Source organism: Mesorhizobium sp. M0227 (assembly GCF_040321855.1).
Taxonomy (GTDB): Bacteria; Pseudomonadota; Alphaproteobacteria; order Rhizobiales; family Rhizobiaceae; genus Mesorhizobium.
Map to the genome: position 1 here is coordinate 25,202 of NZ_JAMYSJ010000006.1, position 20,025 is coordinate 45,226.

General features: G+C 62.6%; 24 protein-coding genes and 2 tRNA genes. 13 read left to right on the top strand and 13 right to left on the bottom strand.

What is annotated here, in order from left to right:
- Window positions 1-26: 26 nt before the first annotated feature.
- Together purN and purM are read right to left on the bottom strand one after the other, a co-directional pair.
- Entirely contained in the window at window positions 27-740 is a 714-nt protein-coding gene (gene purN, locus NKJ00_RS10410) for a phosphoribosylglycinamide formyltransferase (RefSeq protein ID WP_023812596.1), read from the bottom strand.
- The gene (gene purM, locus NKJ00_RS10415) at window positions 737-1,816 is read right to left on the bottom strand and encodes a phosphoribosylformylglycinamidine cyclo-ligase (protein WP_027037916.1); all 1,080 of its coding nucleotides are present in this window, start codon (window positions 1,814-1,816) and stop codon (window positions 737-739) included. Before purM ends, purN begins: the two co-directional genes overlap by 4 nt.
- A 239-nt stretch (window positions 1,817-2,055) precedes the next feature.
- Between purM and NKJ00_RS10420 the strand changes: the two genes are divergently transcribed.
- The 3 genes from NKJ00_RS10420 to hdaA are packed head-to-tail and all read left to right on the top strand — an operon-like array spanning window position 2,056 to window position 4,493.
- Window positions 2,056-2,613 carry a CDP-alcohol phosphatidyltransferase family protein gene (locus NKJ00_RS10420; protein ID WP_127289150.1) on the top strand — a complete coding sequence of 186 codons (558 nt, stop codon included), beginning with the start codon at window positions 2,056-2,058 and terminating at the stop codon, window positions 2,611-2,613.
- The gene (locus NKJ00_RS10425; protein WP_352629636.1) at window positions 2,585-3,787 is read left to right on the top strand and encodes an AI-2E family transporter; all 1,203 of its coding nucleotides are present in this window, start codon (window positions 2,585-2,587) and stop codon (window positions 3,785-3,787) included. The genes NKJ00_RS10420 and NKJ00_RS10425 overlap by 29 nt, the downstream gene beginning before the upstream one ends.
- 1 nt (window position 3,788) lies before the next feature.
- Window positions 3,789-4,493, top strand: a complete 705-nt coding sequence (gene hdaA, locus NKJ00_RS10430) for a DnaA regulatory inactivator HdaA (protein ID WP_352555346.1) — start codon at window positions 3,789-3,791, stop codon at window positions 4,491-4,493.
- A gap of 15 nt (window positions 4,494-4,508) precedes the next feature.
- Here the strand turns inward: hdaA and NKJ00_RS10435 are convergent, their stop codons facing one another.
- Entirely contained in the window at window positions 4,509-4,790 is a 282-nt protein-coding gene (locus NKJ00_RS10435; protein WP_352629638.1) for a hypothetical protein, read from the bottom strand.
- Window positions 4,791-4,891: 101 nt separating this feature from the next.
- Window positions 4,892-4,968, bottom strand: a tRNA-Pro gene (locus tag NKJ00_RS10440).
- A gap of 140 nt (window positions 4,969-5,108) precedes the next feature.
- On the opposite strand from NKJ00_RS10440, the gene NKJ00_RS10445 reads away from it, so the two are divergent.
- Both NKJ00_RS10445 and NKJ00_RS10450 read left to right on the top strand, forming a co-directional pair.
- Window positions 5,109-5,414: an ETC complex I subunit gene (locus tag NKJ00_RS10445; RefSeq protein ID WP_127260675.1), complete on the top strand. Its 306-nt coding sequence runs from the start codon at window positions 5,109-5,111 to the stop codon at window positions 5,412-5,414.
- Between the two features lie 47 nt (window positions 5,415-5,461).
- Window positions 5,462-5,538 (top strand) — tRNA-Arg (locus tag NKJ00_RS10450).
- An 87-nt stretch (window positions 5,539-5,625) separates the two neighbouring features.
- Here NKJ00_RS10450 and NKJ00_RS10455 read toward each other — a convergent pair.
- Genes NKJ00_RS10455 through NKJ00_RS10465 form a run of 3 tightly spaced genes read right to left on the bottom strand, consistent with a single transcriptional unit; the run spans window position 5,626 to window position 6,511 of the window.
- Window positions 5,626-5,907, bottom strand: coding sequence for a hypothetical protein (locus NKJ00_RS10455; RefSeq protein WP_023812589.1), 282 nt, complete (start codon window positions 5,905-5,907; stop codon window positions 5,626-5,628).
- Window positions 5,908-5,946: 39 nt separating this feature from the next.
- Window positions 5,947-6,228 (bottom strand): helix-turn-helix domain-containing protein, encoded by a 282-nt coding sequence (locus tag NKJ00_RS10460; RefSeq protein WP_031213538.1) that lies wholly within the window; start codon window positions 6,226-6,228, stop codon window positions 5,947-5,949.
- Between the two features lie 4 nt (window positions 6,229-6,232).
- Window positions 6,233-6,511 (bottom strand): hypothetical protein, encoded by a 279-nt coding sequence (locus NKJ00_RS10465; protein ID WP_352629640.1) that lies wholly within the window; start codon window positions 6,509-6,511, stop codon window positions 6,233-6,235.
- Between the two features lie 308 nt (window positions 6,512-6,819).
- Here NKJ00_RS10465 and NKJ00_RS10470 point away from each other — a divergent pair, with 308 nt between their 5' ends.
- The 4 genes from NKJ00_RS10470 (at window position 6,820) to NKJ00_RS10485 (ending at window position 10,700) form a co-directional block, all read left to right on the top strand.
- Window positions 6,820-7,041 (top strand): hypothetical protein, encoded by a 222-nt coding sequence (locus NKJ00_RS10470; RefSeq protein ID WP_023814103.1) that lies wholly within the window; start codon window positions 6,820-6,822, stop codon window positions 7,039-7,041.
- Between the two features lie 238 nt (window positions 7,042-7,279).
- Window positions 7,280-8,068, top strand: a complete 789-nt coding sequence (locus NKJ00_RS10475) for a GGDEF domain-containing protein (RefSeq protein WP_352555350.1) — start codon at window positions 7,280-7,282, stop codon at window positions 8,066-8,068.
- A 296-nt stretch (window positions 8,069-8,364) separates the two neighbouring features.
- Window positions 8,365-9,327 (top strand): glycosyltransferase family 4 protein, encoded by a 963-nt coding sequence (locus tag NKJ00_RS10480; protein ID WP_352629642.1) that lies wholly within the window; start codon window positions 8,365-8,367, stop codon window positions 9,325-9,327.
- Window positions 9,328-9,473: 146 nt separating this feature from the next.
- A complete protein-coding gene (locus NKJ00_RS10485) occupies window positions 9,474-10,700 on the top strand; it encodes an anion transporter (protein WP_352629644.1) in 1,227 nt (408 codons plus the stop codon).
- A gap of 76 nt (window positions 10,701-10,776) precedes the next feature.
- Here the strand turns inward: NKJ00_RS10485 and NKJ00_RS10490 are convergent, their stop codons facing one another.
- Entirely contained in the window at window positions 10,777-11,364 is a 588-nt protein-coding gene (locus NKJ00_RS10490; protein ID WP_352611860.1) for a TetR/AcrR family transcriptional regulator, read from the bottom strand.
- Between the two features lie 87 nt (window positions 11,365-11,451).
- Between NKJ00_RS10490 and NKJ00_RS10495 the strand changes: the two genes are divergently transcribed.
- Window positions 11,452-12,333 carry a crotonase/enoyl-CoA hydratase family protein gene (locus NKJ00_RS10495; protein ID WP_352629646.1) on the top strand — a complete coding sequence of 294 codons (882 nt, stop codon included), beginning with the start codon at window positions 11,452-11,454 and terminating at the stop codon, window positions 12,331-12,333.
- Here the strand turns inward: NKJ00_RS10495 and NKJ00_RS10500 are convergent.
- The 5 genes from NKJ00_RS10500 to NKJ00_RS10520 all read right to left on the bottom strand — a co-directional run bounded on the left by NKJ00_RS10500 (window position 12,294) and on the right by NKJ00_RS10520 (window position 16,533).
- The gene (locus tag NKJ00_RS10500) at window positions 12,294-12,602 is read right to left on the bottom strand and encodes a cupredoxin domain-containing protein (RefSeq protein ID WP_352555360.1); all 309 of its coding nucleotides are present in this window, start codon (window positions 12,600-12,602) and stop codon (window positions 12,294-12,296) included. The genes NKJ00_RS10495 and NKJ00_RS10500 overlap by 40 nt on opposite strands.
- Window positions 12,603-12,613: 11 nt before the next feature.
- Window positions 12,614-13,138, bottom strand: coding sequence for a DUF4142 domain-containing protein (locus tag NKJ00_RS10505; RefSeq protein ID WP_352629648.1), 525 nt, complete (start codon window positions 13,136-13,138; stop codon window positions 12,614-12,616).
- A 117-nt stretch (window positions 13,139-13,255) separates the two neighbouring features.
- Entirely contained in the window at window positions 13,256-13,930 is a 675-nt protein-coding gene (locus NKJ00_RS10510) for an RNA polymerase sigma factor (protein ID WP_352442914.1), read from the bottom strand.
- A gap of 130 nt (window positions 13,931-14,060) precedes the next feature.
- The gene (locus NKJ00_RS10515) at window positions 14,061-15,122 is read right to left on the bottom strand and encodes an HPP family protein (RefSeq protein WP_352629650.1); all 1,062 of its coding nucleotides are present in this window, start codon (window positions 15,120-15,122) and stop codon (window positions 14,061-14,063) included.
- A gap of 232 nt (window positions 15,123-15,354) precedes the next feature.
- Entirely contained in the window at window positions 15,355-16,533 is a 1,179-nt protein-coding gene (locus NKJ00_RS10520; protein WP_023814116.1) for a cystathionine beta-lyase, read from the bottom strand.
- Window positions 16,534-17,047: 514 nt separating this feature from the next.
- Here NKJ00_RS10520 and NKJ00_RS10525 point away from each other — a divergent pair.
- From NKJ00_RS10525 to NKJ00_RS10535, 3 genes are all read left to right on the top strand, one after another.
- Window positions 17,048-17,683 (top strand): DUF1326 domain-containing protein, encoded by a 636-nt coding sequence (locus tag NKJ00_RS10525; RefSeq protein ID WP_352629652.1) that lies wholly within the window; start codon window positions 17,048-17,050, stop codon window positions 17,681-17,683.
- Between the two features lie 9 nt (window positions 17,684-17,692).
- Entirely contained in the window at window positions 17,693-18,538 is an 846-nt protein-coding gene (locus NKJ00_RS10530; RefSeq protein ID WP_352555370.1) for a DUF2182 domain-containing protein, read from the top strand.
- Between the two features lie 442 nt (window positions 18,539-18,980).
- Window positions 18,981-20,009: an amino acid ABC transporter substrate-binding protein gene (locus NKJ00_RS10535; RefSeq protein ID WP_023814120.1), complete on the top strand. Its 1,029-nt coding sequence runs from the start codon at window positions 18,981-18,983 to the stop codon at window positions 20,007-20,009.
- Window positions 20,010-20,025 lie beyond the last annotated feature (16 nt).

Genomic DNA, 20,025 nt, shown 5'->3' on the forward strand with positions numbered 1-20,025 from the left:
GTGCCGTTGTCATTCCCGATCTAGGTTCAAGGCGTGATGCGCGCCAGATGCTCGAGGTCGGCTTCCTCGCGCAGCGGATCCGGGGCCATCACCACCGAGGTGCCGTTGTCGGCATCGTCGGCAAAGTGGGCAAGCACGGTGCGGCCGGCCTCCATGCGCGCCTTGCCTTCGGCAACCAGTCCCAGCGCCAGCGGATAGAGCCGGTGTTCGGTCTTCAGCACGCGGGCTGCCAATGTATCGGCGGTGTCGCCGACCATCACCGGTACGGCCGCCTGTGCGATGATCGGACCGTCGTCCATCTCGGAGGTGACGAAGTGCACGGTGCAGCCATGGATGCGGATGCCGGCGGCCAGTGCGCGCACATGGGTGTCGAGCCCCTTGAACGCCGGCAGCAGGGCAGGGTGGATGTTGATCATGCGGCCCTGCCATCTCTGGACGAAGCCGGGGGTGAGGATGCGCATATAGCCGGCCAGCGCCACGATCTCGGCGTTGAAGGCCGCGAGCGCCGCGTCTATTGCCGCGTCATGCGCCTGCTTGCTGCCATGGTCGGCACGCGAGACGACCTGCGTGGCGATGCCGCGCGCCCTGGCGATGCCGAGCCCGGCGGCATCCGCCTTGTCGGAAATGACACCGACGATCTCGGCCGGGAACGCCGGGTCGCTGGCCGCGGCAATCAGCGCGGTCATGTTGGAGCCGCGTCCCGAGATCAGGACAACGGTGCGTTTCCTCTGCGCGCTCATAGGCCGATCGAGCCCCGATAGATGACCCCGGCGTCGCGGCGCGGCACGATGCGGCCGATCGGCGTCACCGTCTCGCCGGCCTCCTGCAGCACGGCGGCGACCTGTGCTGCCTGGCCGGATGCGACGGCCAGAATCATGCCGATGCCGCAATTGAAAGTGCGCATCATCTCTTCCGGCGCCACGCCGCCGGTCTTGGCCAGCCACGAAAACACGGCAGGAACGTCGATCGCTTCGAGGTCGAGTTCGGCCGAAAAATCCTTGGGCAGCACGCGCGGGATGTTTTCCGGGAAGCCGCCGCCGGTGATGTGGGCGAGCGCCTTGATACCATGCGTGTTGCGGATCGCCTTGAGAATCGACTTGACGTAGATGCGGGTCGGCTCGAGCAGCGCCTCGGCCAGCGTGGCCTCGTCGTTGAACGGCGCCGGATCGCTCCACGACAGACCGCTGACGGCGACGATGCGGCGCACCAGCGAATATCCGTTCGAGTGCAAGCCAGAGGAAGCCAGGCCCAGCAGCACGTCGCCTTCGACAATATCGTCGGTGGGCAGCAATTGGCCGCGTTCGGCGGCGCCCACCGCAAAGCCGGCCAGGTCGTAATCATTGCCGTGATACATGCCGGGCATCTCGGCCGTCTCGCCGCCGATCAGCGCGCAGCCGGCCTGGCGGCAGCCCTCGGCAATGCCGCCGACGATCGCGGCACCCTGGTCGGGATCGAGCTTGCCGGTGGCGAAATAGTCGAGGAAGAACAGCGGTTCGGCACCTTGCACGACGATGTCGTTGACGCACATGGCGACGAGGTCGATGCCGATTGTGTCGTGCTTGCCGGCATCGATGGCGATCTTGAGCTTGGTGCCGACGCCGTCATTGGCCGCCACCAGCACCGGGTCGGTAAAGCCCGCGGCCTTGAGGTCGAACAGGCCTCCGAAACCGCCGATCTCGCCGTCGGCGCCCGGCCGGCGCGTCGCGCGCACCAGCGGCTTGATCTTCTCGACCATGAGATTGCCCGCGTCGATATCGACACCGGCCTCGGCATAGGTGAGCCCGTTCTTGCGCTTGTTCACGTCGCGCTTGCTCATTTCTGGTGCCCGTTCAACAATTTTCCTTGTTGCGGGCTCTTCGCATGAACGGTTTCTGTCCGCAAGGATAACGGCCATCTCGGCCTACAAAACCGTGGACAGGGCGCGCGTATAGGGGCTCGTGATTGGCGAAAGCCAGGCTGAAAGCCGCTCTCCCGTGCGGGAGATCGGCAGCTTCTCCCTTGTTGCCACCCGCCATCTTCATCATCTATCTCCGACCAAGAGGAGGTGCCAAGCATTTGACCATCCCCAACCTGATCACCATCCTGCGCCTTGTCCTGGTGCCGGCGGTGGTGCTGGCGATGCTGCAGGCGCGCTGGGACTGGGCTTTTGCCGGGTTCCTCGTCGCCGGTATATCCGACGGCGTCGACGGGTTCATCGCCCGCCGTTTCAACCAGCAATCCACCCTCGGCGCCTACCTCGACCCGGTGGCCGACAAGCTGCTGCTGGTTTCGGTGTTCGTTGTCATGAGCTTCATCGGGCAATTGCCGCTGTGGCTTGTCGTCATCATGGTGTCGCGCGACGCGTTGATCGTCTGCGCGGTGGTGTTGTCCGCCGTCATGACCCATCCGGTCGAGATGAAACCGTTGTTCGTGTCGAAGGCCAACACCGCGATCCAGATCGTGCTGGCCGCGCTTGTGCTGGGAGAACTTGCCCTTGCCGTTCACCTCGACCCGCTGAGGTCAGTTCTCATATTGCTGTCCGGGGTCTTGACCGTGGCTTCGGCCGCAGCCTATCTCGTGACTTGGCTGAGGCACATGAGCGGCTATGGCGAAGGCTCCACTCCGGACATCTGAGACAGAAGCGGCAGCGATCGAGGCCGCGGCCGCCGACACCGCCGCGTCCGCGACCTTTCGCCGCCAGATCTTCTTCTGGCTGGCCGGTGCCGCGCTGCTGGCGCTTTTCCTCTATGTTTTCAGCGCCATCCTGCTGCCCTTCGTCGCCGGCATGGTGCTTGCCTATTTCCTCGATCCCGTTGCCGACCGGCTGCAGCGGCTCGGCCTGTCCCGTTTCATGGCGACGGTGGTCATCCTCATCACCTTCCTCATCGTGCTGGTGCTGGCCTTTGTCATCCTCATTCCGGTTCTGGCCACGCAGATGGCCGATTTCGCCGGCAAATTGCCGGAATATCTGACCCGGCTGCAAAGCCTGATCACCTCGTTCGATCCGAAATGGCTGGAACAGAAGTTCGGCGTCAACGCCAATAGCTTGCGCGACGGGCTGAATTCGCTGCTGACCTCGGGCTTCGGCCTGATCACCGCCGTCTTCACCTCACTGTGGAGTTCCGGCATGGCGCTGGTCTCGGTGGTCAGCCTGTTCGTGGTGACGCCGGTGGTCGCCTTCTACATGCTGCTCGACTGGGACCGCATGGTGGCGGTCATCGACGGTTGGGTGCCGCGCGACAACGTCGCGACCGTGCGCGCCATCGCGCGTGACATCAACACCGCCACAGCCGGCTTCGTGCGCGGCCAAGGCACGCTGTGCCTGGTGCTGGGCGCCATTTATGCCACCGGGCTGACGCTGACCGGACTGAATTTCGGCATCCTCATCGGCCTGTTCGCCGGGCTGATTTCCTTCATCCCCTATGTCGGCTCGCTGACCGGGCTGGTGCTGGCCGTCGGCGTCGCCTTCGTCCAGTTCTGGCCGGACTGGACGATGATCGTCGCCGTCGCGGTCGTGTTCTTCATCGGTCAGTTCATCGAGGGCAACATCCTGCAGCCGCGGCTGGTCGGCAAAAGCGTCGGCCTGCACCCGGTATGGCTGATGTTTTCGCTTTTTGCCTTCGGTGCGCTGTTCGGCTTCGTCGGCTTGTTGATCGCGGTGCCGGCTTCTGCGGCCGTCGCCGTGCTGGTGCGGTTCGCCATTGCCCGCTATCTCGAATCGCCGCTCTACAAGGGCCGCGGCGCGGCACCTGTGCCGCAGCTTCCGGCCGATCGCGGCGGCGGCCACCGCACGCAACCGCGTCGCTGAAGTGACTGCCCAGCCAACCGACCCGCCACGCCAGTTGCCGCTCGATCTCGGCCATGGCACCGGCTATTCGCGCGACGAACTCGTGGTCTCCGGCACCAACAACCAGGCGGTGGCGCTGGTCGACCGCTGGCCGGACTGGCCATCGCCGGTGGTGGTGCTGGCCGGTCCCGCGGGTTCGGGCAAGACGCATCTGGCCTCGATCTGGCGCGCGCGTGCCGATGCGGTGGCGGTCGACGCCAGGCGCATCGGCGACAGCATTGCCAATCTCGGCGCGCGGCCGGCACTGATCGACGATGTCGATACCGGCGCGGTCGATGAACAGGGCCTGTTCCATCTGATCAATGCGGTGCGTGGTGCCGGGTCGGCGCTGCTCCTGACGGCGCGCCGCTTCCCGTCCGCCTGGGGCGTCACGCTGCCTGATCTCGCCTCACGGCTGAAAGCGGCGGCGACAGTGGAAATTCATGAGCCCGACGATCTCCTGCTCGCCGGCGTCATCACAAAACTCTTCGCCGACCGTCAGATCGAGGTCGAACCGCATGTCGTGCAGTATCTGGTCCGCCGTATCGAGCGCTCGCTGGCGACAGCGATGCGCGTGGTTGAACGGCTCGACCGGACCGCGCTCGAACGCAAGACCCCGATCACCAGGGCGCTGGCAGCCGAAACCGTCAACGCCATGGACGAAGGGCAGGGCGAATTCGAGATTTAGCCTGAGAGGCCAGTCTCAGAGCCACATTCTGGCGAAATGACGCACCGCGAGGTAGACGGCAGAGTCAGCGGCGATATAGCCGGCGGCGACCAGCACAAACATTCCGATACTGATACGCCAGGAGCGGGAGACGACAGCGCCTGGGGCCTGCCTCGCCTGTCTGCGGCTTTCACGGTTGTTCCACATCGCCAGTGCGGCGCAGGCAATTGCCCACGTCACCATGAACGGAACGGTGATGCCGGCATAGGCAAAGTAGGCCGGTCCGAAAAGCGACACCCAGGCATCGATTCCAAGCATCTGAACCCCTGTTTGCCGAACCGGCCCGCGGCTGCCGGATGCACGACCGGAGCCGGAGCAAGTGAGCATATGGCTGCGCCGGGCATTGGGCTGTGAGGGGATGGTCGGAGTGGAGAGATTCGAACTCCCGACCCTCTGGTCCCAAACCAGATGCGCTACCAGGCTGCGCTACACTCCGAACGGTCTGTTGCCTATTCATTTCGGTGGTGCATGGCAAGTGCAAAAACCTGCGAGAGCAAAAACCTTGCCGCCATGCGCATTGCGCAGTAATGACGGGCAAAGGGTGGCGATGCTGCCTTGCACAAGAACGAGGTGGCCATGTCCGCGCGCATTTTCAGCCCAGCCAAAACCGCGATGCAGTCCGGCAAGGCCAAGACCGGCCACTGGGTGCTGGAATTCGATCCCGAGTCGCGCAAGAAGATCGACCCGCTGATGGGCTATACGACGTCGGCAGACATGAGAAGCCAGATCAGGCTTAGCTTCGACACGCGCGAAGAGGCGGTGGCCTACGCCGAAAAGCAAGGGCTCGCTTTCCGCGTCGAAGAGCCGAAAGAGACCAAGCGCCGCCAGATTTCCTATGCGGAGAATTTCCGCTATGACCGCAGGACGCCCTGGACGCATTGAACGGCGGCCAGCGCCAAAATATCCAGCCGGCCCAAAGGCCGGCCAGCGGTCCCGTAGCTCAGCTGGATAGAGCACCGGCCTTCTAAGCCGATGGTCACAGGTTCGAATCCTGTCGGGATCGCCAAAGCCTTTCGGGTCCATTCCGGACACTTAGGTCACGGTTTATACCAGAGACATGGGCTTTCAGAGAGCGGCACCAGGCCTCGTGCGCTCAAACCGCCGCCGCCAGAAGCAGCGTTACCCCCAGGACCGTCGACGCATAGATCGTGGCTAGAAGCACGATCGGGCGAGGATATTCGGCGGGTGTCGCGAGGCCGGCAAAGTGGGGATTTCGAAATGTTTCGGTGCCGGGCGACGGGCCGTCGGCGGCAGCGGGAGTGTTGTCATTGCAAGCGAGCAGAGAAAGACGCTGGGCAATATCGGCGGCGATCAGAGGATCGTCCGCCACCAATTTCGACCAGTCCGAAACAATGCCGATTTCACCTTTGAACATCGCGCGCCTCCCGTTTGGGATCTAACAGCGATATCTAAATTATGTTCCGCCGATAGTTTGACGAGGCGGACCGCTCTTGGTCCTTGCAACCTTCTGATCGATGAAAACCACGCCCGCTGCCTCCAACCCTCGACGGATGGCAGCCAGCTTGGCCGAACTCGGAATCCTTCGTCCGCTCTCGAAACTGCCGATCGTTCCTTCGCTAAGGCCGCACTTCGCGGCGAGTCGCACCTGCGACCATTTCAGCATCGCTCGTGCGGCTCTGCACTGCTGGGACGTAAGGGGCTGGATCCCTGAGACGGTGGAGCTTCGCGTGTTCACATCCTCAGATCCCTTCGCTTCGGCGGGAGGTGGCTTTGCACCAGGTGCACCTTGTCCAGATCCACGGTGACCATTGTCCGAACGACACCGTGACCTTGTCGCCCTCGATCTGCGTAACGTCGCCGGATAATTCCATCGGCTGGCCCTCGGTCAGCTTGGTCGCTGGACCAATGACCGAATGCGAAAAATCGTAACCGGGGATCGACACGCTGACGCGGTCTTCCGTGACGCGCTTCAGCACCGTCGCCATGACCGCCACTTCGTCGCCGACCTTTATTGCCATGCTTCTGATTCTGGGGCGGCATCCGGCTGGCGTCAAGGATTAGCTATGCCTTATATAGCAAGTCACGGAATCACCTCTTTCCATCCAGGAACGCCACGACAGCGGTAAATACCGCAAGCTGTTCAGCTCTATCATGGTGATGAGGGGATTTAGCGTGGCCGGGCAGTCGGCTGGGGCCAGCGTATTATTTCGTTACTCTGCCTTTTCGGAACCTTCCCGCGCACGGCGCGTTCGGCCCGCTGTATTCGCGGACCCTCATATAAAAGTGGACAGGCGGGAGGCAAACAAGGGTGGGGAGGAGTGTTGCCATGTCGAAGCGAGAAATAGGCATATCTTCGGCTCTGGATCGGCGCATCGCCGACCTCAAGGCCAGGATGCAGGACGCCCGGATCACGGAATATGAAATGAAGACCTTTCAAAAAGTGGCTTCAGCCATGGGAGGCGACGGAGGCTCCCTGCGCCTCGATGCCGACGACCTGATCGCGGCATCCTTTGTCGTCGATGCGCTGAGTGAGCCGACGCTCAACTGACGACGAGCGGTCTGGCTTCGCGCGCCGTTTTGCCCTTGCTCGGCCGGCAATTGGCCCACGCCTTCAAGCTCTGAAACAGGATGGCTGCTTTCCAGCGGCCGTCTTGTGGCGTCTGTCGCAAGTCATCGACAGGGCCGGCGGGTTGGTTCCGCCGCCCGATATCGAATTGGAGGGAAAGTCTTATCAATTTGTTGGGGTTGGTGCGTCATAGTAGCGACGGCTAACGGAGTTGAACGCGATGAAGCTCGATCTGTCGCCGACGAGCTGGGGCAGGGTGATCGCTGTCACGGCAGTCGGTACGGCATTCTTCATTGCCGTGGCGTTCTTCGTCGATTCCTTCAATTTTCCCTATCTTTCGCCCGAGGCCGTGTGGCGGGCGCAGATGACCGACCTGATGCTGCCTTTGGTGCTGGGCGGCTCCTTTTTGTTTTTCCTGATGTGGAAGATTCGCCAGCTGGCCATCGCGCAGCGCGACCTCAGCGTCATCGCCGCGACCGACAGCCTGACGGCGGTGCTGAACCGTGGCGCTTTCTCGATGCTGGTCGAAGCCTATCTCGAGCAGACCCGAAAGCAGGAGCAGACCCGTTCGGGTGCGTTGCTGATCATCGACGCCGACCACTTCAAGTCGATCAATGACCGCCTGGGCCATGACTGCGGCGACCAGGCGCTCAAACTGATAGCGCAGGCGATCAAAGGGCAACTGCGTGGCGGCGATATCGTCGGCCGCATCGGCGGCGAAGAATTCGGCGTGTTTCTGCCCGGCGTGGATCCCTCGCAATCCTGGATGGTTGCCGAAAGCATCCGCCGGCGTATCAGGGAGATGGAATTCTCACCCGGCGGCAGGCCTTGTCCGCTTTCCGTCAGCATCGGCGGCACAAGCTTTACCGGCCCGATCACCTACGAGGAAATCTTCTCCGCTGCCGACAAAAGGCTTTACACGGCCAAGTCGAACGGACGCGATCAAGTCAGCTTCGATCCGGCCGGAACGTCTCCGGCGCCTCCGCCGGGGGTCGCCACCGTGCATTGACGGCATAAACTTGCGGATGGCTGATCGGGAAGCTCTCGAAATCGACGCAGGCCGCTTTCTCGACGCTTCAATGCTTACAGTCATATGCCGGGATTCCGATCTTTATGGATAGCATGCCGGCTCGATAGGCCATGGACTGCAACCGCTTACCGGTATACTCCCCCCGCGTTGGCGATGTTTCGTTGTCCGCAGAAACGGTTCTCACTCCTGAGTTTCCAAGGGTTACGGCCGACGTGCGATCATGATTTTTCACGCCGGCGAACAATGGCGGAAACGGTCAGGTAAGCACAGCTATTATGATCCATTTGTTCAACGGCTTTCAGGATCCTTTCGGTGGCAGTGACCTCAAGACTTTGGAACTCTATCGGCTGTTGAGCGCCGATTCGGAGGTGCGCCTTTGGGCTGCGTCATCGCGGGCTTCAGATGAATTAATGCGGCAATTCCCGATACGTCGTATTTCCCCGCTTACGCGAAAAGTTCCGGATGGCGGCACTTACGTTTTTCTCGGAGCGCATTGGCGCAACAAGGTGTGGCCTTACCTGATCCCGCGGCCGCGCCGGCTGATTTACGACTTCAACACCCTTCATCCGAAGGTTCTCAACCTCACCACGCGCATGCCTCGGAGCTTGGGATGGCCCGCCGCCGAGATAGTGCTTGTTTCCGACTTTCAGAAGCGATTGCTCCAAATCGACGGCACGGTGCACCCCTCTCCGATCGAGATCGAACGTTTTTCACCACGGCGTCTGGATTCGGATCGTCCGTTCACCGTCGGACGCTTGAGCCGCGATGGGCCGGGCAAACATCATCCCGATGACATACCCCTTTACGAGACATTGCTGGCCGAAGGTACAGCCTTGCGGATTCAGGGAGGGACAGGGCTCAAGGGCAGCCTCATGCCGCATCCGCAACTCGAGCTGTTGCCACCCGGCCAATTTTCCGCCGAAGCGTTTCTGCAGACGCTCGACGTGTTTTATTATCGCACCGGTTGGCATGTGGAAACCTTCGGTCGCGTCGTGTTCGAGGCGATGGCCTGCGGGTTGCCCGTGGTCTGCCATTCATATGGAGGCTATTCCGATCATATCAGGCATGGCGAAAACGGCTTCTTGTTCGAAACGACGCAGCAGGCGGCGCGGATCCTGGCCGATCTCAAAGCCGATCCGGCGCTGCGGGCGGCAGTGGGCCTCAAGGCACGGCAGACCGTCGAGCAGCTGTTTTCACCGCAGGCACTGCGACAAAGGCTGGATTTTTATCTGCGTTAGCGGCACGTCATCCCTTGGGCGGTGCTTGACGCAACAACATGCCTGGCTGTCTGTCATCGATCTCGACATCGCGCTAAAGCAGGCACGCAAATCAGCCCATTGGGGCTGACAGGCAGCGGCGCGCCACAGGGCAGGACTTCTTATCGATGACATTGATGGGCGCGGCGGCACTGCTGATCCTGATCCTGACTTACGCCGGTGTCGCCATCGGCCGCATCCCCGGCCTGCGCCTCGACCGGGCGGGGATCGCGCTTCTCGGCGGGGCCGCGATGATCGCCATCGGCGCGCTCAGCATGGAGGATGCCTACCGGGCGATCAATTTCGACACCATCACGCTTCTGCTCGGCATGATGATCGTGGTGGCGCATCTGAAAGTGTCGGGCGCCTTTCGCGGCCTTGGCGCCATCGCCATCGAGCACGCGCACGCGCCCTTCATGCTTTTGGTGATGGTGACGCTGCTGACCGGCGTGTTGTCCGCCTTCCTGGTCAACGACGCCATCTGCCTCGTCATGGCGCCGATCGTCGTCCACGTCACCCGCATCATCAAGCGCAACCCGATCCCTTATCTGATCGCCACCGCCACCGCGTCGAATTGCGGCAGTGTCGCCACCATCACCGGCAATCCGCAAAACATGGTCATCGGCGCGCTGTCGGGCATTTCCTATCCGGCCTTTTCCGCAGCGCTCGCTCCGGTCGCCCTGTTCGGCCTCGTCGCGGTCGTCATCATCATCCGTATCGTCTTCCGGGCCGAATTCGCCCGCACTGTCCAACTGACGCCCGAAGTCTCGCGTGGCCGCATGCACAAGGGGCAGGTGCTGAAGGCGGTGGTGGTCTGCATCGGACTGGCAATCGCCTTCTTCGCCGGCGTGCCCGTCGCCAAGGCCGCACTCATCGGCGGCGCCATCCTCTTGCTCACCCGGGCGATCAAGCCGGAACGCATCTACCGCGAGATCGACGGTCCGCTGCTGTTCATGTTCGCCGGTCTGTTCGTTGTGGTCGCCGGCGCCGAAAAGACGCTTCTTTCGCCCGACATGATCGCTTCGGCCAAGAACCTCGGGCTGGGCGACGTCTGGCGCCTGTCCGGTTTCACCGCGGTGCTCTCCAACATCATGAGCAATGTCCCGGCCGTGCTGGCGCTTCGACCCTTCATACCCGGCCTCGAAAATCCCGAGCGCGCCTGGCTGGTCGTCGCCATGAGTTCGACGCTGGCCGGCAATTTCACGCTGCTGGGTTCGGTCGCCAATCTGATCGTCGCCGAACAGGCACGGGCCGCCGGCACGACGCTGTCGTTCGGCGCTTTTTTCAAGGTCGGCTTGCCGCTGACGCTGATAACGCTGGCCGCCGGCACGGCATGGCTGGCGTTTGGGTTCTAATGCATGTCGCCCAAAAGTGGCCCCGATTTTGGGGCAACGATATGCATAAAACCAAAGGCTTAAAGCGCGTCGCGCTTTAGGCCTGGCTGCCTGAAATTCGCGCCCGCACAAGCGTTGCCGCGGCGCGGCCGGCGGCCTCGATGTAATCGGGGTTGCGGTGGATCAGCATGATCGAAAAGCAGCCGTCGATCAAAAGCACGATCTCGCGTGCCAAGGCAGGCGGCTCGCCGACGCTATGGTCCGACAAGGCGCCGGCCAGCCATGTTTCGAAATTCAGCTTGTGCCGCGCGCCGACCTTGACCGCCGGATGTCCGGGCATCGAGGCGAGTTCGGCGGCCGTGCGCAGGAAGCCGCATCCTTTCCATTTCGGGTGACGAGCGGACCTCGCCAGATTGGTGAAGATCGCCTCGACCTTGCGATCCGCGCCGCCTTCGGCAGCATCGAACCAGCCAGCCATCCGCTTCAGATTGGGTTGGTCGCGGCCATCGAGATAGGCGGCGATGAGGTCGTCCTTGCTCTTGAAATGGTAGTAGAGCGTGCGCTTGGTGAGACCCGCTTCCTCGGCGACGGCATCGACGCTGACGCGACCGATTCCTTCGGCATAGAAGAGCCTGGTCGCGGCATCGACAATGCGTTTGCGGGTAGGACTTTGCGTGTCAGGCATGAGCTTAGGTATACCGACTAGTGAATATACACAAGCGGAAAGAGGCATAGTCTTCCGGTCATCAGCATGATGAAGAAGGAAGAGCCAATGACCGATCTTGTCCTTAACGAAACCCGGGATGGGATTGCCATCCTCACCCTCAACCGGCCGGAGAAGCTGAACGCGTTGAACTATGCCCTGATCGATCGCCTGCTTGCGATCCTCGACGACATTGACGTCGATGACAGCGTCCGCGCAATCATTCTGACCGGAGCAGGGGAGCGGGCGTTTTCGGCCGGCGGCGACATTCATGAGTTCTCGGCCAGCGTGGCGGTCGGCGTCGATGTCGCGATGCGTGATTTCGTCATGCGCGGGCAACGGCTGACGGCGAGGCTGGAAGCGTTTCGCAAACCCGTCATCGCTGCCGTCAACGGCATTGCCTTTGGTGGCGGTTGCGAAATCACCGAGGCGGTGCCGCTCGCCATCGCCAGCGACCGCGCTTTGTTCGCCAAGCCGGAAATCAACCTCGCAATGCCGCCGACCTTTGGCGGAACCCAACGCTTGCCCAGGCTTGCCGGGCGCAAGCGGGCGCTCGAACTGCTGTTGACCGGCGACTGGTTTGCGCCGCCGCGGGCGCTTGAGCTGGGTCTCGTCAACGAGGTTGTGCCGCATGCCGAGTTGATGCCGGCCGCGATCGGCCTGGCCAGGCGTATCCTGCGGCACTCCGATCTGGCGATTGCCGGCATCCTCACGGCAGTGGCGCGCGGCCTCAACCAGAGCATCGCCGAAGGCTTGGCTGTCGAGGCCGAGCAGTTCGCCCGCATGGCCCCGACCGCTGATCTGCGCGAAGGGCTGGATGCCTGGATCGCACGCCGCGAGCCGGGCTATGACGACTCGTGGACGCATATCGCCCGGCCGGATGAAGCCAGGCGAGCGTCGCTGGCGCTGGATCAGGGGGCCACCACCAAACGGCCTTTCATGTTGGGGTGAAAGCGGCAGAAATAGTCGACCGGTCCCGCGGCCTTCAATGTCAGGCTTGCGGATTTCTTCGGCGGGATCATCACTTCCCAGCCGCCTTTCACGGTGGCCGTGTGGGCGAACACATCCTTGTTCACCCACTCGATCGTGTCGCCGACCTTGGCCTCGACGGTGGCTGGCGAGAACACCAGCCTGTCGATGATGACCTGGATGGTTTCTGCTCGCGCCGGAACGGTACCGACGGCCAGCGCCAACGCAATCCACAGATGGCGTTTCGGCATGCTCCCGGTCCTTACTTGAGCATGCCGGCGAGGTGCTCGGCGTGCTGCCCATGGCCCTGGAAAATCTTCAGGCCGGTTTCCAGCAGGCTCTTCAGTTCGGCATTCTGCGCCGACGGGATCAAAAGGGTTTCGAGCGCGCCGTTGACCTGCTTGTGGTAGGCGACCTCATTGTCGACATAGGCCTTGTCGAAGGCAGCGCCGTCGAGTTTGGCGAGCTTGGCCCGCTCCTCCGCCGCAGCTTTGGTCAGCGCCTGGCTGGTGGCGTTGTCTTCCGGCGTGACCTTGAGCTTCTTCACCAGGTCGAGCGCCTGAACATTTACAGCCTCGTGATCCCGGACCATGTCCTTGGCGAAATCGACAACCTCCTTGTTCTTCGATTTCTCGATCGCCAGCTTGGCCGCTTCGACGTCGATGACCCCGGCCGTGTAGGCGATGTGGGCGATCTGCGGATCGGTTGGCTTGTCGGCGGCTTGTGCGAATGGGGCAGTGCCAAGCAGCAGCAGGGCGGCGAGCGCGGCAGTGTGTCGGATAGACATGGCATCTCCTTCGTCCGGACGCTGAAATCGCGCCGGACTGTGTTTTTCGGTTGACGTTCATTGGATGCTGGTCAGCGGCAAACGTTCCCGCTGAAATGAACTGAAATCCGGTGAGGCTCAGCTTTCCAGCCCGAGCCGCCGCATCACGGCGCTGGTCAGTCGTTCGCAACGCCGGCCGGCGAAGGGGAAGGCATCGAGCAGCACCGGTCCGATCTGGTCGTCCAGCGCCTTGCGCACGAGGGCGCGCGCGCGGTGCAGCCTCGTCTTGACGGTTTGCGGCCGCACGCCGAGGAGATCGGCGGTCTCCTCGATGCTCAGCCCCTCGATCACCCGCGCCACGAACACCGTCCGGTAGACGTCGGGAAGGCTGTCGGTGGCCTGTTCGACCAGTTGGAGGATCTGCCTTTGCGCCATCGTCCGTTCCGGATCGTCGCTGGGGTTGAGAGGGAACCGGATGATCTCGGCTTGCGGATTTTCCAGCAGTGCCACCGTTCTGCGCCTGTTGCGCAGGCGGCCAAGCGCCTCGTTGATGACGATGCGCGACAGCCATGTGGCGAGCGAGGAGTCGCCGCGAAACGCATCGAGATGGGCGAAAGCCTTGACGTAGGCCTCCTGCACGATGTCCTCGGCCTCGCTGTCATTGCGCACGACGCCGCGCGCGACCCGGTAGAGCCGCTGATTGTGTGTCTTGATGATGGTGCGGAAGGCATCGCCGTCGCGCGCCAAGGCGCGGCGCACAAGCTGCATCTCGCCTGGCACAGCAGAAGGCACGGCCGTCAAGACAGCAGGCATGGCCAGTTTCCTCAACCCAATCTCCGGACCGAACCTCGATTGAGAGATTGGACGCTGTCGCCGGCAAAAGGTTCCCGAAGACTTTTCGCGGGGCCCGGCGGCGGTACCCTACCGCGCGAGTGAAGGCTTGTCAGGCAGCCTGCAGGCGCGCCGTGGCCGCCAACAGATCGGTCTGGGTGATCAGCCCGAGAATCCGTTTGTCGTCGTCGACGATGATGACCGCATGGCTGCGGCCGTCGGTGAGCACCGGCAGCAGACCCATGGCGGCGAAGCCGGCGGCGGCTGTTGCCGCGGGCGATATGACGGATCCGACCGTCCCGGAGGCCTGGGTGAGTTCGCGCAACCCCACGGTGCCTGCCAGCCTGGCCTCCGCATTGACGACCGGCAAGGTCCGGATGTTGTGGTCAAGCAGCAATTGGCGCGCTGCCTCGGTGGAGGTGTGAGTATCGACCGAGATCACATCGCGCGACATGATGTCCTCGCACAGAAGCGTCTTGTGCGCGCGCACCATCGCCTGCAATTCGACCTGCCGCAGCAGCCGGTCGAGATCGTTGCGATCGATATCGAACGTCTCGTCAAGTGCGCCAAGCGCGGCATCGATGTCTTCGGACCGGAAGCCCACGCGCAGCTGCGCCGGCGGGTCGCCGGTGCCGTGGCTGTTCGCCGGCGCTGCAACCGGTACATGCGGATAATTGCGCCGGGCCAGCCTGTGGAAGCCGTAGCCGAGCGTCACCAGCAGGATCGAGTTCAGCGCCACCGGCACGAATGGAAACAGGAAGCCGGCGCTGATGACGGCAGGCCCTCCCAGCACCGCGGTCAGCGCGGCCGCTCCGCCCGGCGGATGCAGGCAGCGCGTGAACGACATGGCGGCGATGGCCAGTGCCACCGCGATGCCGCTGGCAAGGGCGGTTTCGTGGATGAAATGCGCCACGATCACGCCGACCAGGGCCGATATCGTGTTGCCGCCGATGATCGACCATGGCTGTGCCAGCGGACTGGCGGGCACGGCGAACAGGAGCACCGCCGACGCCCCCATCGGCGCCACCAGCAGCGGCACATGCGGGCCGTTGCCGAGCACAAGGCTGGCGATCACGCCGGTGAGTGCAATCCCGATCGTCGCGCCGATACAGGCGACGAGACGCTCGCGCAGCGTTGCGCCGGCAAGAATGGGAACAAAAAGGCGGAAAGCCATGGGGTCGAAAACTCTGCCGGTATTCCAGGGGAAGTCGAAAATGTGCTGATCGCACCGCAATGACGCGGCAGCGCTGAATTTGAAAGCCAAACTGATCCGGGAAACCGCAATTTGAGGGAATAGAATTTCGCTAGCGCATGTCGCCCAAATGTGACCTCGGTTTTGGGAGAACGACATGCACAAAAACAAAACCTGAAGCGGGTCGCCTGAAAATCTTCAGGCGCGACACGCTTTAGGCCGCTGCTGCGGCGGTCAGGCCGCGCGAAATATCGGCCTTCAGGTCGTCGACATCCTCGAGGCCGATCTGCAGGCGGATCAACGGACCCTCATAGGGGGCTTTTGCAACGACACGGTCGCCAAGCCAGACCGGCACGGCAAGGCTCTCATAGCCGCCCCAGGAATAGCCGAGGCCGAAGATCCGCAGCGCGTCGAGGAAGGCGTGCTGCTGCTTCTGGCCGCCACCGGCAAGAACGATGGAAAAGATGCCGCTCGAGCCGGAAAAGTCGCGCTTCCACAGAGCGTGATCCGGATGGCTGGGCAGGGCCGGGTGGAGCACGCGCGCCACGCCCTTCTGGCCCTCGAGCCAGGAGGCGATCGCAAGCGTACTGCGCTGATGGTGTTCGAGGCGCACGCCCATGCTGCGCAGGCCACGCAGCACCTGGTAGACGTCGTCGGGCCCGGCGCAACAGCCAAGCGTGCAGAAGCTTTCGTAGAGGTGCGTCCAGCAACTCTCATTGGCCGACACCGTGCCAAGCAGCACGTCGGAATGGCCGGCCGGGTATTTGGTCGCCGCATGGATAGATATGTCGACGCCGTGGTCGAGCGGGCGGAAATAGAGTGGCGTCGCCCAGGTGTTGTCCATCATGACGATGGCGCCCGCGGCGTGCGCCGCCTTGACGATGGCCGGGATGTCCTGCACCTCGAACGTGTTGGAGGCTGGCGATTCCGTGAACACCACCTTGGTGTTGGGCTTGATCAACGCCGCGATGCCGGCGCCGACATCGGGGGCGTAATACTCGACCTCGACGCCCAGCCGCTTCAGCATCGTGTCGGCGAAATTGCGCGTCGGATGATAGACGGTATCGACGATCAGCAGATGGTCGCCGGCCGAGACGAAGGCGAGCAGCGGCACCGTCACCGCCGCAAGGCCCGACGGCACCAGGATCGTGCCTGCCGAGCCTTCCAGCGCGTCTATGGCATGGGCAAGCGCATCGGTCGTCGGTGTGCCGCGCGTGCCGTAAGTGTATTTCTGGGTTCGCGCCGCCATCGAAGCCGCGTCGCGGAAAAGCACGGTCGAAGCATGCACCACCGGCGGATTGACGAAGCCGAAATAGTCGTGCGGATTGTTGCCCGAATGGGCAAGCCGCGTGTTGATGCCCATCCCGCCGTGCTCGCTGCCGTCTTTCGCCATTCTGCGTCGCCTTGTTTGATAAGCCGCTAGCCATAGTGCGGCGCTATGGACCGTGCAACAGCCACCGCCCGCCAGGAGGCGGACTTCGAATATGCCAATTCGTCGCGGCAAAAACAGCGATGCGGGGACGGAGTATTAAACGAAAAACCCGCCTGTGCGGCGGGTTATCGGCGCAAACCAGCACCATGGACGAATATGTACCATAGCTGAGGGCAGGGAGTCAAGAAAAAATTCCTATCAAGAAAAGCGACAGGCACAAAAGCTACCGGCACAAAAAGCTGCTGCCGCCGCCGAACTGGTTGTCGTCAGGTCTTTTGTTGACCTGCGTTCGGAGCCCTTGTCCCCGCCGATCGTTCTATTGTGGGCAGCGGTGAATGGTATATGATCGTCGGCTAATATTAATCGCCGGATTGCTTCGATCAGATGCTGCCGGATGGTTGCTGCCGGTTGACTTCTGGTCCTCCACGATCCGGATCGCGCTCACGAAGCGTGAGCGCGGCAAGGGAGGAATGCCATGCCGGACGTCAAATGGGCCATGAGGGCGAGCGAATTCATCAACTGCAACTGCGCCTATGGCTGCCCGTGCCAGTTCAACGCCATGCCGACATACGGATTCTGCCAGGCGGTCGCCGGCATGGAAATCGAGAGCGGCCATCACGGCGACACCAAGCTCGACGGGTTGCGGTTCGTCGGGATTTTCAGCTGGCCCGGCGCCATACACCAGGGCGGGGGTGAAGCCGCGGTGGTCATCGACGAGAGGGCGACGGAAGCCCAACGTGGCGCGCTGCTTCGCATATTGGGTGGTCTGGACACCGAGCCAGGTGCAACGATATTTCAGGTCTTTTCGACCACTCTGGAGAAATTCCACGATCCGATCTTCGCGCCGATCGAGTTCAAGATCGACGTCGACGCGCGAACCGGTCAGTTGCATGTCGAGGGTATAACCGACGGTCGCGGCGAGCCGATCCGGAATCCGGTCACCGGCGCCGCGCACCAGGCGCGCATCGACTTGCCGCACGGCTTCGAATACGCGATCGCCGAGGTCGGGCGCGGCTGGACCAAGGCGACGGGCCCGATCAAGTTCGAGCTGGCCGATACGCACAGCCATTTCGCCAATCTGCATCTCACGCAGAGCGGCATCGTGCATTGACCTGATCCAATGGGCGATACGGCCCTCGAGGCGGTGCTGAGGCGCGATCGCGCGGTCGTGACGGTCGCGCTCGTCGTGATTGCCGTGCTCGCCTGGGCCTATGTGCTGTGGCTCGCCGCCACCATGGTCATGCCCGGCTCCCCCTTGCCGGACGGCGGAGGCGGCGACATGGCCGGCATGGATATGTCCGGCATTGATATGGGCGCCGCCATGGCGCCCGGCTTCCGGCCCTGGGCATTGGGCGATTTCGCCTTCACCTTCACGATGTGGGCGGTGATGATGGTCGGCATGATGACGCCGTCGGTCGCGCCGATGTTGCTGCTTTATGCCGGGGTCGGCCGCAAGGCGCGGGCGGATGGCCGGCCCATCGCTTCGACGGGATGGTTTTTTGCCGGCTATCTCGCCGTCTGGGTCGTCTTCAGCCTCCTGGCGACCGGTGCGCAATGGCTTCTCGCCCGTCTAGCCTTGCTCGATCCCTCGATGGCGACCGGCAGCGCGATCCTCGGCGGCCTCGTTCTGATCGCCGCCGGTCTCTATCAATGGACGCCGATGAAGGGCGTCTGCCTGCGCCAATGTCAGGCGCCGATCGCGTTCCTGGCCGGCCGTGGCGGATTCCGCTCCGCTCCGCTCGGCGCGCTTCGGCTCGGCATGGATCACGGCGCTTATTGCCTGGGGTGCTGCTGGGCGCTGATGGCTCTGTTGTTCGTCGGTGGCGTCATGAACGTGCTGTGGATCGCCGGCATCGCCATCCTTGTTCTGCTGGAGAAGACGGTGCCGACCGGGCAGCTGATTCCGCGCGTTTCAGGTGCGTTTATGGCTGCCATCGGGATCTGGATCGTCTTTCAAGCCCTTTGAGAACAGTCTTCGTCGGCGGTCTGTATTGGTATGCAGCCGTCAGTAAATTGTCAGATGACAATCTTGGGACCTGGTAGTTCGTCGCACGCGGAGGTCAACAACGACGAGGTATTGCCCGGGATGGATTTCGCTGCCGCGGCCCGTATTGGCCCGGCGTTGGCGTTGCATGAGATTTGCCGCCTTTATTAGCCCTGCTGGCTAAATCGCGGGCGTGTTTGTCTGTAAATCGGGCATTTGCGGCAATCGGTTTTCAAACTCTTTGGGTTTCGGTCATTTCCCTTGACCTCACAGGAATTATCGCCTTCGATGACATTTGTGAACGGGAGGCGGCGCGTCGGTTACGATGCGGGGTTCCGGGATGGGCCGGGATGGGAGCCGCGTTCACACGGGAGAAAAAAATCAGGATTTACTCCTGAAAAACAGAGAAAAGGGTCTGTGGGTCATGAAACATATTGCTATCGGCATTCTAGGCGCCGCCACGCTTGGATTGATGGCGTCCGCCGCGTCGGCGGCCACGCTCGACACCGTCAAGGCGAAGGGCTTCATCCAGTGCGGCGTCTCCACCGGCCTGGCCGGCTTTTCGGCGCCGGACGACAAGGGTGACTGGCAAGGCATCGATGCGGATTTCTGCCGCGCTGTCGCGGCCGCCGTCTTTGGTGACGGCTCCAAGGTCAAGTTCACGCCGCTCAGCGCCAAGGAGCGGTTCACCGCGCTGCAGTCGGGCGAGATCGACATCCTGTCGCGCAACACCACCTGGACCATCAACCGCGATACGGCACTCGGCCTGAATTTCATCGGCGTCACCTACTATGACGGCCAGGGTTTCATGATCAACGCCAAGAAGCTGCCGGGCGTCAATTCGGCATTGCAGCTTTCGGGCGCCGCTGTCTGCGTGCAGAGCGGCACCACCACCGAGCTGAACCTCGCCGACTACTTCAAGGCCAACAAGATGGAGTACAATCCCGTCGTCTTCGAAAAGCTGGAAGAGGTCAACGCCGCCTATGATGCCGGCCGCTGCGACGTCTACACCACCGATCAGTCGGGCCTCTATGGCATCCGCCTGACGCTGGGAGCGCCGGCCGACCATGTCGTGCTGCCCGAGATCATCTCCAAGGAGCCGCTCGGACCGGCCGTTCGCCAGGGCGACGACCAGTGGTACCACATCGTCAAGTGGACCTATTTCGCGCTGCTGCAGGCTGAAGAGCTCGGCATCACCAAGGCCAATGTCGATGAGATGAAGAACTCGGCCAGCCCCGAGATCAAGCGCGTGCTCGGCCAGGAAGCCGATACCAAGATCGGTACCGATCTCGGCGTCTCCAATGACTGGGTGGTCAACATCGTCAAGGCAGTCGGCAATTATGGCGAAATGTTCGAGCGCAATGTCGGCTCGGGCAGCCCGCTGAAGATCGCGCGCGGCATCAACGCGCTGTGGACCAAAGGCGGCCTGCAATACGCGCCGCCGATCCGCTGATCGAAATGTGATCCGG